Source organism: Sulfitobacter sp. 1A12779, from assembly GCF_043557315.1.
GTDB classification, from domain to species: domain Bacteria; phylum Pseudomonadota; class Alphaproteobacteria; order Rhodobacterales; family Rhodobacteraceae; genus Sulfitobacter; species Sulfitobacter faviae.
Map to the genome: position 1 here is coordinate 249,613 of NZ_JBIFFU010000002.1, position 13,860 is coordinate 263,472.

A 13,860-nucleotide genomic window follows, 5' to 3' on the forward strand; every position below is an offset into this window, starting at 1 on the left:
GGGGGCAAAAGCGGTTGGCGCCCACGCGCCGCGTAATTTGATCAAATAATGGATACTACCGGATCAAATTAGGACGCAAGCGAATTTTACGGCGTTGCGCCTGAGGCAGGTGGCGGTTGAGGCGGGAATTGATCAAACCGAAGACGCCGATGATGCAGAGCGTCAGAAGGATGAAATAACCGGCAAGAATGGGATAGGGGACGAAGGGGTTGAAGGTCTTATCCGCGAAATAGCTGGCGTAATAAAGCGCGTCGCCGCGCTGCTGCCATGCAGGGAAACCGCTGAAAAACACCAGTGTCGTGGCGTGAAACAGGAAAATCGCCTCATTCGTATAGGCGGGCCAAGCGAGCCGCAGCGAGGTGGGCCAGATCACCCGGCGAAAGCGCGACCAACCGGACAGACCATAGGCATCCGCGGCCTCCACATCGCCCTTGGGGATGGATTGCAGCGCGCCGTAAAAAATTTCGCCCGAATATGCGGCAGTATTGAGAAAAAGCACGATCAACGCGCCCAGCCATGCCGCGGTGAAGGGGGCGAAGAAGGCGTATTCCGATTTCAGCGACAGAAACAGGAAGTAGCCAAAGAAGAACTGGATGAAGAGTGGCGAGCCACGGAAGATGAAGATGAACCACTCCGCCGGTTTGCGGAACCACGGGTTCGCGCTGGCTTTGCCGACGCCGAGCGCCGTGGCGAAGAAAAAACCGGTCAGCAGGGCGACGACGCCGAAATAGACGTTCCAGATCATGCCCGAGCCAATCAGCGTGAACTGCTCGCAGAGCGTGAATCCGTCGCGCGGCAGCAGCCGCTCGCCATAGCCAAGGGACCGCAGACCGTAGTCCTGAATCGTTTGCAGACAGCTCATGCGCCGGCCCTCCGCTGGGCTTCGCCGCCGGTGGTGGCTTGGCCGCGTGTCAGTCGTTTCATCAGACGGTCCAACGTGATCTCGGAAATGCGGGTGAAGAGCAGGTAGAACACCAGCAGCGCGAGGAAGTACCACATGCGCCAGTCAGGGTGCGGGTAATCGGTAAAGCGCGGCGTCTTGGTGCCGCCCAGTTCACGCGCCCAGTAGACGATGTCTTCGACGCCTAGTAAAAACAGCAGCGGCGTGGCCTTAATCAGTACCATCCACAGGTTGCTGAGGCCGGGCAGAGCATAGACCCACATCTGCGGCACCAGCACCCGCCAAAAGGTCTGGCGGTGGGTCATGCCATAGGCTTCGGCGGTTTCAAGCTGCGCTTTCGGCACGGCCCGCATGGCGCCAAAAAGGACATTGGCCGCGAAAGCCCCGAAAACGATGGCAAAGGTAAAGACGGCGAGGCCGAAGCCATAGGTCTCATGCACCCATTGGGCGGCATTGCCCAAGGGCATCTTGGCCTCTTGGCAGACGACGAAGTCGCTGCCTTGGCGGATCGGCATATCCCAATCGGGGCAGAGCACCTTGTGGCGCAGATACTCGATGCCCTGATCCAAGGCGATCACGAAAAACAGGAAGAAGGCGATATCCGGCACACCGCGCACCAGCGCGATATAGCCCTTACCGACCCAACTGAGCGGCGCGAAACGCGCGCGTGCCATCATGGCCCCGCCAAAGCCGAAGGCCAGCGCCACGGGGGCGGTGACCGCCAAAAGCAGCAGGACCTTCAGGAAGGACAGGTAGAAGGACATATGGACGCCGGTGGTCAGGTAACAGGCAGTCCAGAGCCAGTCATTCAGGGTCGACGGATCGGTGCAGAAAGAGAACATGGGCCCCCGTGGGCTGATCTGCGCGCGGGGCCCGCGCAGGCATGGTCAGGCGCGCCGCGAGGGCGCGCCTGAGATGGAATCACTCGTAGGTGGTGGTGTCTTCGCCGAACCACTTCTTAAGCATCTCGTTGAGCGTACCGTCTTCCTTCATCTCGGTGATGACGGCGTCAAAGGTGTCGCGCAGCTCGGTGTCGGACTGGCGCAGGCCCATGCCGATGCCACCGCCGAGCGGCACATCGTCGCCCACGAACATCAGCTCACCGCCGGATTCCTCGACGATCGGCACGAGGTAGTCTTTGTCAGCGAAGACCGCGTCGGCCTCACCGTTGCGCACGGCGGCGACGGTCTCTTCCGGGGTTGCGAATTCGATCAGCGTGGCGCCGCTTTCGGCAACATAGCCCGCTTGGATGGTCGCGGTCTGACCGGCGACAACGCCGCCTTCGAGGTCCGCGTCCTCAGAAGCCGCGACATAGGCCGAGGCGGTGGGCGGATAGTAGTTCTGCGTGAAGGCGATGACTTCCTTACGCTCGTCGGTGATGCTCATGCCCGCCATGATGGTGTCGTAGTTGCCCGACACGAGGTTGGGGATGATGCTGTCCCAGTCGTTCTTGACCCATTCGCAGGTCAGTTCGGCGCGCTTGCACAGCTCGTCGCCCAGCTCACGCTCGAAACCGTCGACTTCGCCGGCGTCGTTGATAAAGTTGTAGGGGGGGTAGGCGCCCTCGGTGCCCATGCGGATGGTTTTGCCATGGGCTTCGGCCATCGCGAAGCCAGCGGTCATGCTGAGCGCGACGCTTGCCAGTAGGATCTTTTTCATTTGGTAACTCCCTTTGGTTCTTGTTTACGCAGGCTGGGTTGCCGAAAGGAACCCACGCAGACGTTCCGATTTGGGCGCGCCGAAGACCTCTTCGGGCGTCCCCTGTTCTTCGATCAGACCTTGGTGCAAAAAGACGACATGATCGCTGACGTCGGCGGCCAGTTTCATGTCATGGGTCACGATCACCATCGTGCGCCCCTCTGCGGCCAGATCCTTGATAACCTTGACGACTTCCTGCTCCAACTCAGGGTCGAGCGCGCTGGTGGGCTCATCAAAGAGCAGCGCCTCGGGCTCCATGCAGAGCGCGCGGGCAATGGCGGCGCGCTGTTGCTGCCCGCCGGAGAGTTGGGCGGGATAGACATCGCATTTGTCGCCGATGCCGACCTTTTCCAGATAGCCGCGCGCGGCGCGCTCCACTTCGGCCCGGTCGCGGCCCAGCACGGTCAGCGGCGCTTCCATCACGTTTTGCAGGATCGACATATGCGCCCAGAGATTGAACTGCTGGAAGACCATCGACAGGTTGGTGCGGATGCGCAGTACCTGCTTGGCGTCCGCCGGGCAGCGCTGGTGGCCGTCGCCCTTCCACCGCACCGGTTCGCCCTTAAAGATCACCTCGCCCTGTTGGCTGTCTTCGAGCAGGTTGCAGCAGCGCAGCAGGGTCGATTTGCCCGAGCCGGACGACCCGATAAGCGAGATCACATGGCCACGCGGGGCGGTCAGATCGACCCCCTTGAGAACCTCCAGCGCGCCATAGGCCTTGTGGAGGTTCTTGATCTGGATAACCGGGGTGTCTGTGGTCACGGAAACTGTCGCCAATCTGTCATTTCAGTGCGCTATAAAGCGACGAATCGACGGAAATTGCAACGCAGAGTTTGTCCCGCGCTGCATCACAGTCCCGGTGCTGACGCTAAGTCAGTTTTCTTTGGCAACACGCTGGCGGGCCATGGCGCTGTCGGTATCGGTGACGCCCAGTAGGTTCGACACCAGCCGCAGCAGCGCGTCTTCTTCGTCGGAGCGGCTGCCGTCGGCCAGAACCACCTGCCAAAGCGCCTCGATGACCTCCAGCCGGTGCTCATAGGGCACCGCATCTTTGATCGCGCGGGTAAAGCGCACGGTGTCGGGGGCTTGGGCCTCCAGCGCCTCGGCCTCTTTACGCAGGGCGGTGGCGTCGGCCTCGTTCAGGCCGTAGCGCTCGGCGGCGATCCGGTCGATCAGGCGCCGCTCGCTCATTGCGTAGTCATTGTCAGACCGGGCGATGCGCACCAAAAGCGCGGTCAGCGCGAGGCGGGCGTCATTGTCGGCCAATGGATCGGGTTCGGGCTGGGTCAGCCGTTTGAGAAAGTCACCAAACATATATGCGTCATCATCCTGCTGCGGGAATAGGGAATGTCATAGCGTGTTCAAAGCGTTAGCGCGGGCTGCGGCCATATCCTCATCCGACAGGCCAAGAGCAGTTTCGATGGCGACAAGCTGAATTTCCTCGTCATCGTTGCGCGCCCCGTCCGAAAGGGCCACCTGCCACATCGCCTCGCCCAATGCCTTACGGTCGGCATAGTCGACCTCTTCGCGCAGGATGCGGGTGAACTCCGGTGTGCCGGGGGCGTCGCGCTCAAGCGCTTCGCAAGTGGCGCGCAGTTTCGCCGCCTCGATGGGTTTGAGGCCGAAGGTCTGCGCCAGAATGCGGTCGATCTGGCCAATTTCAGAGGCGCGGTAGTTGCGATCGGCAAAGGCCACACGCACCAAAAGCGCGCCAAGTGCCAGTTGGGCATTGGGCTGCGGCAAAGGTTTCGGCTGCGCCTTGCGGCGGGGGAACAGTCGGTTCAGCATGGGGCTCACTTATCGCAGGAAACAGGGTCGCCATAGAGGAAACTGCGCATCGGGGGCGCAGGTTCCTGCAAGGGGCCACATGGGCTTAGCCGTCATAGCCCTCGACGATCACCAAAGACCCGTCCGCCACGTTCAGGCGAATGTCTTTCGCCCGTTGGTAGCCGGGGCTTTCGTAGCAGGCCACCGCATCGGCGTAGCTGTCGAATTCCAAAACAACGGTGCGGGCGCGCATCTGCCCTTCGCGGATCTGCTGGGTGCCGCCGCGGACAAGGAAGCGCGCGCCGTAATCCGCAAAGGGTTTGGCATTGGCAGCACGGTATTTGTCGTAAATCGCAGTGTCGTGGATATCCATTGTGGCGATCCAATAGCCCTTTGGCATTTGTTATCTCTCCTGTTGGGTCAAGGTGGCGAAACGGGCGGTGAGGTTCTGTGCCTCATTGTCGAGCCCGTAGGGGGGATTGATCACGAACATGCCCGAACCGACCATACCATGCCCGGGCCGCGCGGGCGGAAAGCGCACTTCGTGGCGCAGCGCATCGGGGTGGTTGGCGGTGAGCTTGTCGAGCATCGGCTCATGCGCGCGGTTTGTCAGGATCGGATACCACAGGGCGATGATGCCCACGTTCCACGCGCGGTTGAGTTTGGCGATCTGGCGGGGAATGGTCTCGTAATCGGTTTTGATCTCGTAAGAAGGGTCGATCAGCAGCATCCCCCGGCGCGGTGTTGGCGGGGTCAGGGCAAAGGCCATCTCGAACCCGTCGCTGAGGTGGCATTTCGCCGGGTAGGGCGACATCGCCAAATCAAGGGCGCTGTGTTCTTGCGGGTGCAACTCGGCCAGATGGATGCGGTCATCGGGGCGCAGCAGTTTCGCGGCCAGCAGGGGAGAGCCGGGGTAGGCGCGCGGGCCGTGGGCCTCGCGCAGCGCTTCCAGAACCTGCCTGTAGGGGTGGTCGGCAGCGAACCAATCGCGCACCTTGTCGATGCCCTGCCGCGCTTCGCCAGTCTTTTCCGCCGCCGCATCCGACAGGTCATAAAGCGCCCGTCCGGCATGGGTTTCAAGATAGGTGAGCGGTTTGTCCTTGCGGGTAAGATAGGACAGCATCCACGCCAAAAGCGCGTGTTTCTGCACGTCTGCAAGGTTTCCGGCGTGGTAGATGTGTTGATAGCTCAGCATGGCCTAGCTGTAGCGGAGTGGTTGGCGGGTGCAACGCGAAAGAGGGGGGAGGGCCAGCGCCTGTCCGCGGGTGGCCGAACCAAACCGCGATCCATGCCACTTTATGGTGCGACCGTGATGTGTTCTCGCAGAAGTACGCGCCCGTCGCGAAATCGCCTACCCGACGCACCGCAGGTGCGCCGAATGAATGATGGCACGCCTAAGGCGTGGCGGGCGGGCAGGCGATGGCCCGGCGCCTGCGGCTTGATTCCGGGCCTTTTAGTGGTTGCCCGGCAGAAAAAAGGCCCGGCGCAAAACGCACGGGCCTCAAAAGCTTATACCAACCGAGACACATCCTTGGCGGCGCGCACGAAATCCTTGAACAGGGGGTGCGGGTCGAAGGGCTTGGACTTCAGCTCAGGGTGGAACTGAACGCCGATGAACCACGGGTGATCCGACCATTCGACGATCTCAGGCAGTTTGCCGTCCGGCGACATGCCCGAGAACTTCAGCCCGGCCTTCTCAAGCTGGTCTTTATAGGCGATGTCGACCTCGTAGCGGTGGCGGTGACGCTCGTCGATGGTGGTGGTGCCATAGGCTTCGGCCACGCGCGACCCTTCGACCAGCGTCGCGTCATAGGCGCCCAAGCGCATGGTGCCGCCCTTGTCGTCATCGACCTTGCGCGCCACTTTGTGGTTGCCTTGGACCCATTCCTTGAGGTGATAAACCACCGGCTCGAAACGCTTTTTGCCGGCTTCATGGTCGAACTCCTCCGACCCAGCCGTTTTCAGGCCCGCCACGTTGCGCGCCGCTTCGATCACGGCCATCTGCATGCCAAGGCAGATGCCCAGATAGGGCACCTTATGCTCGCGGGCATATTGCGCGGCCTTGATCTTGCCCTCGGTCCCGCGCTCGCCAAAGCCGCCGGGGACGAGGATCGCATGGAACCCTTCGAGATGCGGGCCGGGGTCTTCGCTGTCGAAAATCTCGGCGTCGACCCATTCGACCTTGACCTTCACCCGGTTCGCCATGCCGCCATGGGTTAGCGCCTCGGCGATGGATTTATAGGCGTCTTCAAGCTGGGTGTATTTGCCAACGATGGCGACTTTGACTTCGCCCTCGGGGTTGTAAATGCGGTCGGCCACATCTTCCCAACGCGACAGGTTCGGCTTGGGCGCGGGTGTGATCTGGAAGGCATCCAGAACCGCCTGATCCAGCCCCTCGCGGTGATAGGCGAGCGGGGCTTCGTAGATCGATTTCAAATCCTGCGCGGCGATCACCGAATCCGGGCGCACGTTGCAGAACAGTGCCAGCTTCTCACGCTCCTTGGCGGGGATCGGCCCTTCGGAGCGGCAGACCAGAATGTCGGGCGCGATGCCGATGGAGCGGAGTTCTTTGACCGAGTGCTGCGTCGGCTTGGTCTTCAATTCGCCGCTGGCCTTGACGTAGGGCAGCAGCGTGAGGTGCATGAAGATACACTGGCCGCGCGGCTTGTCTTGGCTGAACTGGCGGATTGCCTCGAAGAAGGGCAGCCCTTCGATATCGCCCACGGTGCCGCCGATTTCGCAAAGCATGAAGTCGACCTCATCATCGCCGATGTCGATGAAGTCTTTGATTTCGTTGGTAACGTGGGGGATCACCTGAATGGTCTTGCCCAGATAATCGCCGCGGCGCTCTTTCTCTAGCACGGTGGAGTAAACCCGGCCCGAACTGATGCTGTCGGTCTTGCGCGCGGCGACGCCGGTGAAACGTTCGTAGTGCCCAAGGTCGAGGTCGGTTTCTGCGCCATCATCTGTGACGAAGACTTCGCCATGCTCGAAGGGCGACATCGTGCCGGGATCGACGTTCAGATAGGGGTCCAGCTTGCGCAGACGCACCGAAAAACCGCGTGCCTGCAGCAAGGCACCTAAAGCCGCCGAGGCCAGACCCTTGCCCAGCGACGAGACCACACCGCCTGTGATGAAGATATAGCGTGCCATGTGATCGGAGGCCCCCGTGAATTCAAAGTTTGTTGCAGGCAAAAACCAGCCAAACGCGCTGCGGAAAACCGCAACACCACGGGATTTAAGCCTTACAGGATTCGTGCGTTTGAGGCAAGGCCCGCCGCAACATACAGTTGCGGAACCGGGCCGTGCCTCAAGGTTTTGTGTTCGTTAGCTTAATCGGCCGCAGGGACCAGCGGTGTGTTGCCATCCGCGGAAGGCGGCAGCAGATCGTCGCCCGCGGGCAGAGCCGGGCTGCCATCTTGGCTCTGGGCGGGCGGTGTCGCGCTCAGCCGGTCGATGACCGACGAGCCTGCGGATTTTTCCGCTGCGATGATGGTCAGCGTGATCGACGTGGCGATGAAACCGGCCGCAAGCGCCCATGTCACCTTGCCCAGTGCCGTGGCCGCCGCGCGGCCCGAAACGGCACCGCCGCCGCCACCGCCCATGCCAAGGCCACCGCCCTCGGACCGTTGCAGAAGTACCACGGCGATCAGGCCAAGAGCCAGAATCAGGTGAATGATCAGAACGACATTTTCCATGGGTACGACAGCTTTCGGTTTTGGTTGGCGGGTATCTATTCGTCTTTGCCCATGGGGGCAAGGGTGGATTGCCGCCGGGTGATGATCGGATCGGGAGGGAGAAGCCTAAGGGATCAAAGGCACGCGCAAAGACCGCCGCATGGGGGCGACGGTCTTTTGAAGCAGTACTCAACCACAATATGTAAGAGGGCTATCCTGGAATTAAGGTGGTGCAGACTCGCTTCGTACCCTCATCATAGCATGAAATGCGGGCAAATTCGCCCATATTCTTTGCAGAGAAATGAAGGGATTGCCTGTGATCGGCGATGGACAGCCGAGTGCCGCTGGGGCAGTCTGCCGCCATGCCACATGATCATTCGGACCACGACCACCCCCATGCCCTGCTGCCGCCCGAGCCTGCGCTCAGGGTCAAGGCGTTGGAGACACTGCTGACGGCCAAGGGGCTTATCGACCCCGCCGCCTTGGATGAGATCATCGACACCTATGAAAACCGCATCGGCCCGCGCAACGGGGCCGAGGTTGTCGCCCGCGCCTGGAGTGATCCTGATTTCCGCGCGGCCCTGCTTGAGGATGCGACCGCCGTGGTGGCCGAGATGGGGTTCTTCGGGCGGCAGGGTGAGCATATGGTCGCGGTCGAGAATACGGATGAGGTGCATAATATCGTCGTTTGCACCCTATGCTCTTGCTACCCTTGGCCGCTTTTGGGCATCCCGCCGGGCTGGTATAAATCCGATGCCTACCGCGCCCGCGTGGTGCGCGAGCCGCGCAAAGTGCTGGCTGAATTCGGCGTCGACCTGCCCGAAGAGACAGCCGTACGCGTTTGGGATTCGACGGCTGAGGTGCGTTATCTGGTGATCCCGCAACGCCCAGCGGGGAGCGACGGCATGGATGTCGCGGCGCTGGCCGATCTTGTCACCCGCGACAGTATGATCGGCACCGGATTGGCCAAAGCGCCATGACCCGCGTGCATGACATGGGCGGGCGTTTCGGCGATGGCGCGGTGACGCCTGAGGGCGAAGATGTGGTCTTTCACGCCGATTGGCACCGCCGCGCGCTGGCGCTGACCTTGGCCACGGGGACGTTGGGCAAATGGAACATCGACGTGTCGCGCCATGCCCGCGAATGTCTGGCCCCGACCGATTACATGCGGTTCAGCTATTACGAGAAATGGATCGCCGGGGTGGCCGATATGCTGGTCGCGCGCGGGGTGGTCAGCCGCGAGGAACTCTCGGGTGAAGCCGCGCCCACGCCCAGCCCGCTGGCGGAAAAGGCGCTGAAACCGCCGCAGGTGGCCGGGGTGCTGGCCCGTGGTGGTCCGGCGGACCGCCCCTCGGACGTCACGCCGCTCTTTGCGCCGGGCGACAGGGTCGTCACCCGCAAGCAGCCGGAAAACACCATTGTTCCGGGCGGGCACACCCGGCTGCCCGCCTATGCCGCAGGCGCTTCGGGGCGGGTGCTGAGGCTGCATGGCACCCATGTTCTGCCTGATAGCAACGCCCATGATCTGGGCGAAGCGCCGGAGCCGCTTTACGCGGTGGCCTTCCCGGCCTCTGAACTTTGGGCGCATCCCGAACATCCCCGCGATGAGGTCGTGCTCGACCTTTGGCAAAGCTATCTGGCGGCCCCATGAGCGCCCCGGAACCCGTGTTCGAGGCGCCATGGCACGCGCAGCTTTTCGCGCTGACGGTGCATCTGAACGAAAGCGGCCTTTTCGACTGGCCCTTCTGGGCCGACCGCTTTGGCGCAACCTTGGCGCGCCACGGGCTGGCGCGCGCGTTGAACGGCGGGGAGGACTATTTCAACGCTTGGCTCGAAACCCTCGAAACCCTGCTGATCGACGCGGGCCATGCCCGCCCCGGTGATCTGCGCGCCCTGCGCGACGGGTGGGAGGCCGCCTATCTCAGCACCCCGCATGGCGACCCGGTGCATCTGAAGGCGGGGCAAAGCGTCTAAATCCGCTCCCGTGTTTTTTCGAGTTTCACACGCCTGCCACTGTCGCTATACGGGCGCGGGACATCGCAAAGGAATATATCATGGCCAATGTCGTCGTTGTCGGCGCCCAATGGGGTGACGAGGGAAAAGGCAAGATCGTTGACTGGCTCAGCGAACGCGCCGATGTGATCGCACGCTTCCAAGGCGGGCATAACGCGGGCCACACTCTGGTCATCGACGGCAAGGTCTACAAGCTGCATGCGCTGCCTTCGGGCGTGGTGCGCGGCGGCAAGCTGTCTGTTATCGGCAATGGCGTGGTGCTGGACCCCTGGCACCTGCTGAAAGAGATCGAGACGATCGAAGGGCAGGGGGTTGAGATCAACCCCGAGAACCTGATGATCGCGGAAAACACGCCGCTGATCCTGCCGTTCCACGGTGAGCTTGACCGCGCCCGCGAAGAGGCGGCGAGCAAGGGCACCAAGATCGGCACCACCGGACGTGGCATCGGGCCGTGTTACGAGGACAAGGTTGGCCGCCGCGCCATCCGCGTGGCCGATCTGGCCGACGCCGCGACATTGGAGGCCCGCGTCGACCGCGCGTTGCAGCACCACGATCCGCTGCGCAAGGGTCTGGGGGTCGAGGCCATCGACCGCGACGCGCTGATCGCGCAACTGAAAGAAATCGCTCCGAAAATCCTGCGTTTCGCCGCCCCCGTCTGGAAGGTGCTGGCCGAGAAGCGCAAGGCGGGCAAGCGCATCCTTTTCGAAGGGGCGCAGGGCGCGCTTCTCGACATCGACTTTGGCACTTATCCCTTCGTCACCTCCTCGAACGTGATCGCGGGACAAGCGGCGACCGGCGTCGGCCTTGGCCCCACCGCCATCGACTACGTGCTGGGCATCGTGAAGGCCTATACCACCCGTGTAGGCGAGGGCCCTTTCCCGACCGAGCTTGAAGATGCGGATGGTCAACGTCTGGGCGAGCGCGGCCATGAGTTTGGCACCACCACCGGGCGCAAGCGCCGTTGTGGTTGGTTCGACGCGGCGCTGCTGCGTCAGACCTGCGCGACTTCCGGTATCACTGGCATCTGCCTGACCAAGCTCGACGTGCTTGACGGCTTCGAGACGCTGAAGGTCTGCGTGGGCTATGAGTTGGACGGTGAACGGCTGGACTATCTGCCCACCGCCGCCGAGCAGCAGGCCCGCTGCACGCCCATCTACGAAGAACTGCCGGGCTGGTCCGAATCGACCGAAGGCGCGCGCAGCTGGGCCGATCTTCCGGCCAATGCGATCAAATATGTGCGCCGGGTCGAGGAGTTGATCCAATGCCCCGTGGCCCTCGTCTCGACTTCGCCGGAGCGGGAGGACACCATTCTGGTGACCGACCCTTTCGCGGACTGATCTGATGGCGCTGAGCTACAAGGCGCGCCGCCGTTGGGCGCTGGTGATCCTGCTGATCGGGCTGCCGAGCTATATCGCCGTGGCGGTCTGGACGGTGGCCCAGTTCGACCGCCCGCCGGTGCTGCTTGAGCTTGGCATCTATGTCGCCCTTGGCATCGTCTGGGCGCTGCCGTTCAAATTTGTCTTTCGGGGCATCGGACAGGCCGACCCCGATGCGGAAGACGATCGTTAAAACCCAATAAAATAGCGCCCCGCGGGGCGCTTTTTCGTAATCAGCGGTGGGCCGTGGTTTAACCTACGGCGCGGTGGTCGGGGCGGTAGCCGATCTCATCCGAGACGGTGAAACGCCCGCCTTTGATCTTTTCGATTTTACCTGCGCGCAGCAGTTGACCGAAGGAGCGCAGCCCGTCTTCGCGGGTGAAATCCGGCAGGCCGATCGACCGGACCTTGCCCATCAACTGCGGGCGAGAGAATTGGTCACGCCCCTCGACGAAAGACATGTAAGATGCCGCCGCCTCAAGCAGTTCCGGCAGCTTGGTGGCACCCATGTCGGCGGCGAAATCCGCAAAGCTCTCCGCATCGGGGTTGGTTTTGACCGGCTCGACCACGGCGGCCACCCGGCGCGGACGCACGGGGCCCGCGCTGCGCAGCTTGTCGACATCGATGCGCTGTTCAGCCACCAGTTTCAGCGGGGCGGAGCGCGCATCGGCCTTGGGCCGTTCGGTCCGGGCCGGGCGGGTGACGGGGCGGCGCGGGCGGACCACATCGGCCAAGTCTTCGCGGTAGGCGTCATCCGAGGTCGCGGTGGTGGCGCGGCCACCCATTGCTTCGTCGGCTTTCTTGGCAGCCACGGCGGCGCGCAGATGGGCAAAGGCATCGCGGCGCGTGGTGCTTTCGGCTTCGTCCATCTTGCTGTCGGTTTCCGCCATCAAGCGCGACATGTCGGGGCCGGCCTCATCGTCGATGGTGGGCAGGCTGTGACGGGCCGCTTGGGCTGGCTCGGGCTGCTCTTCGACCGGCTTCGCTGCGGCTTCGACCTGTTCGGGCTCTTCCTGAGCGGGCGCCGCTTCCGGCTCGGCCATCTCAACCGCAGGTGCAGGCGTCTCTTCGGCCTCTTCCGGGGCGGCGGCACCGAGTTCGGCTTCCAAAGCGGCCAATTCGCGGGCCAGCTCGTCTTCATCCTCGGGCGACAGGGAGGAGCTGCGCTTTTCCTCTGTCTTCGCGGCAGGTGCCTCTTGCGGTGCCGGGTCCGAGACCTCTTCGAGATCGCCCCGCGCCACGGCAGCTTCGAGATGCGCGCGCTTGACCTTGATCACGCGCCCTTTGCGCGGCAGGTCGGCGGCGTCGATTTCCGGTGCGGCTTGGGCTTCGGTCTCAGGTTGTTCATCGGCCTCGGCGTCGAACAGGCTCTCGTCGGTCTCGGCGCTTTCGGCCTCATCTTCCTCTTCGGCTTCAAGCCGGTTGAGGATATCGGCGAGATCGTCGTCCTCATCCTCCGCAGCCTCCTGCGCCATTTCGGTCGCTTCATCGGCCTCCAGCGCGTCTTCGATGTCACGGCGGGCGGCGGCGATGGCGGCTTGGCTCTCTTCCGGCGCTGCTTGCGTTTCGGCGGTGGCGCGGGCCACGGGCGCGGCTTCTTCCTCGTCATAGCTAGCCACTTCGTCTTCGTCCTGCTGGGCGACGACGGCGCGGATGCGCTGCAGCTTCGCGGCGATGCTGTCGGCAGGGGCTGCGCTTGCGGCGGGCGGCTCTTCGACGCTGGCTTCCTGCGCTTCGTCCTCGAAATGAGTCTGCGGCTGCGGGCTGGCGGCAAAGAAGGCTTCGGCTTCGCTGGTGTCCTCGGCCTTGGCAGCCGGTGCAGGCTCTGGGGCAGGCGCGGGCTCTTCAGCGGTCTCTGCGATCTGGGGTTCCGGCGTGGTGGGCGCTTCCACCGCGGCGGTGTCGGCGATCTCGGCCTTGAGGGGGGCGGGGGCCTCTTCCTCTACCGGCGCAGGCTGTGCCGCGACGGGGGCTTGCGGCGCTGCGGCCTCGGCTTGAGCCGGCGCGGCGGCGGGGGGCGCCGCAGGGGGCGCTTGGGCCGGGGCTTCGGCGCTTTGGTTCTCCAGCGCGCTCAGTACGATCTTGCCTTCCTGCTCACGGGCTTGCACCCGGCGAGAAACTTCGCGCTGTGCGATCCGGGCGAGCATCTCGGCATCGGGTTGCGGTGGTTCGGCACCGAAGTAGCGGTCATCCGAGGCCAGATCGCGGAAATACTCGGCAATGGCCTTCATCGTGCCGAAGGAATCGTCGAAGCCTTCCAGCGTGCACGAAAAAGTGCCATAGGAGACCGTCAAGATTTTGTTGCTGTTCATCATCGGATGCTCGTCCTCTGCGGTGTTGCAGGTATCGTTTACCACGATGTCCAAGACCAAAGCGGCTCGAATCTGTGCCATTCAACGTATGATTTCAAGGCAAGATTAAGGCAGAT

Annotated in this window: 16 protein-coding genes; 5 read left to right on the forward strand and 11 right to left on the reverse strand. The window is 63.0% G+C overall.

The genetic code is table 11. From position 1 onward, the window contains the following. Window positions 1–55: 55 nt before the first annotated feature. The 10 genes from ACGYLQ_RS03905 to secG form a co-directional block, all read right to left on the reverse strand. Window positions 56–862 carry an ABC transporter permease gene (locus tag ACGYLQ_RS03905; RefSeq protein WP_067260997.1) on the reverse strand — a complete coding sequence of 269 codons (807 nt, stop codon included), beginning with the start codon at window positions 860–862 and terminating at the stop codon, window positions 56–58. Beyond that, a complete protein-coding gene (locus tag ACGYLQ_RS03910) occupies window positions 859–1,743 on the reverse strand; it encodes an ABC transporter permease subunit (protein WP_322328071.1) in 885 nt (294 codons plus the stop codon). Before ACGYLQ_RS03910 ends, ACGYLQ_RS03905 begins: the two co-directional genes overlap by 4 nt. Window positions 1,744–1,822: 79 nt before the next feature. Further along, a complete protein-coding gene (locus ACGYLQ_RS03915) occupies window positions 1,823–2,560 on the reverse strand; it encodes a transporter substrate-binding domain-containing protein (protein WP_394440574.1) in 738 nt (245 codons plus the stop codon). A 24-nt stretch (window positions 2,561–2,584) separates the two neighbouring features. Then, a complete protein-coding gene (locus ACGYLQ_RS03920; RefSeq protein ID WP_209219002.1) occupies window positions 2,585–3,361 on the reverse strand; it encodes an ABC transporter ATP-binding protein in 777 nt (258 codons plus the stop codon). A 111-nt stretch (window positions 3,362–3,472) separates the two neighbouring features. Further along, window positions 3,473–3,913, reverse strand: coding sequence for a TerB family tellurite resistance protein (locus ACGYLQ_RS03925; RefSeq protein WP_209219001.1), 441 nt, complete (start codon window positions 3,911–3,913; stop codon window positions 3,473–3,475). Window positions 3,914–3,949: 36 nt separating this feature from the next. Beyond that, window positions 3,950–4,387 (reverse strand): TerB family tellurite resistance protein, encoded by a 438-nt coding sequence (locus ACGYLQ_RS03930; protein WP_209219000.1) that lies wholly within the window; start codon window positions 4,385–4,387, stop codon window positions 3,950–3,952. Window positions 4,388–4,472: 85 nt separating this feature from the next. After that, window positions 4,473–4,766, reverse strand: a complete 294-nt coding sequence (locus ACGYLQ_RS03935; protein ID WP_067261008.1) for a DUF1330 domain-containing protein — start codon at window positions 4,764–4,766, stop codon at window positions 4,473–4,475. 3 nt (window positions 4,767–4,769) lie between these two features. After that, window positions 4,770–5,561: a 23S rRNA (adenine(2030)-N(6))-methyltransferase RlmJ gene (locus ACGYLQ_RS03940; RefSeq protein ID WP_209218999.1), complete on the reverse strand. Its 792-nt coding sequence runs from the start codon at window positions 5,559–5,561 to the stop codon at window positions 4,770–4,772. A gap of 314 nt (window positions 5,562–5,875) precedes the next feature. Further along, the gene (locus tag ACGYLQ_RS03945; protein ID WP_067262354.1) at window positions 5,876–7,519 is read right to left on the reverse strand and encodes a CTP synthase; all 1,644 of its coding nucleotides are present in this window, start codon (window positions 7,517–7,519) and stop codon (window positions 5,876–5,878) included. Window positions 7,520–7,698: 179 nt separating this feature from the next. Next, entirely contained in the window at window positions 7,699–8,064 is a 366-nt protein-coding gene (gene secG / locus ACGYLQ_RS03950) for a preprotein translocase subunit SecG (RefSeq protein WP_067262351.1), read from the reverse strand. Between the two features lie 341 nt (window positions 8,065–8,405). On the opposite strand from secG, the gene nthA reads away from it, so the two are divergent. The 5 genes from nthA (at window position 8,406) to ACGYLQ_RS03975 (ending at window position 11,625) form a co-directional block, all read left to right on the forward strand. Further along, window positions 8,406–9,023 (forward strand): nitrile hydratase subunit alpha, encoded by a 618-nt coding sequence (gene nthA, locus ACGYLQ_RS03955; RefSeq protein WP_394410001.1) that lies wholly within the window; start codon window positions 8,406–8,408, stop codon window positions 9,021–9,023. Further along, complete coding sequence (gene nthB, locus ACGYLQ_RS03960) at window positions 9,020–9,694, forward strand: nitrile hydratase subunit beta (RefSeq protein WP_394440576.1); 675 nt, start codon at window positions 9,020–9,022, stop codon at window positions 9,692–9,694. The genes nthA and nthB overlap by 4 nt, the downstream gene beginning before the upstream one ends. After that, window positions 9,691–10,017, forward strand: coding sequence for a nitrile hydratase accessory protein (locus tag ACGYLQ_RS03965; RefSeq protein WP_394410007.1), 327 nt, complete (start codon window positions 9,691–9,693; stop codon window positions 10,015–10,017). The genes nthB and ACGYLQ_RS03965 overlap by 4 nt, the downstream gene beginning before the upstream one ends. Before the next feature lie 80 nt (window positions 10,018–10,097). After that, the gene (locus tag ACGYLQ_RS03970; RefSeq protein ID WP_394440578.1) at window positions 10,098–11,393 is read left to right on the forward strand and encodes an adenylosuccinate synthase; all 1,296 of its coding nucleotides are present in this window, start codon (window positions 10,098–10,100) and stop codon (window positions 11,391–11,393) included. Between the two features lie 4 nt (window positions 11,394–11,397). Then, entirely contained in the window at window positions 11,398–11,625 is a 228-nt protein-coding gene (locus tag ACGYLQ_RS03975; RefSeq protein ID WP_067262328.1) for a DUF2842 domain-containing protein, read from the forward strand. Between the two features lie 58 nt (window positions 11,626–11,683). Here the strand turns inward: ACGYLQ_RS03975 and ACGYLQ_RS03980 are convergent, their stop codons facing one another. Then, window positions 11,684–13,825 carry a hypothetical protein gene (locus ACGYLQ_RS03980; RefSeq protein WP_394440580.1) on the reverse strand — a complete coding sequence of 714 codons (2,142 nt, stop codon included), beginning with the start codon at window positions 13,823–13,825 and terminating at the stop codon, window positions 11,684–11,686. Between the last annotated feature and the right edge of the window lie 35 nt (window positions 13,826–13,860).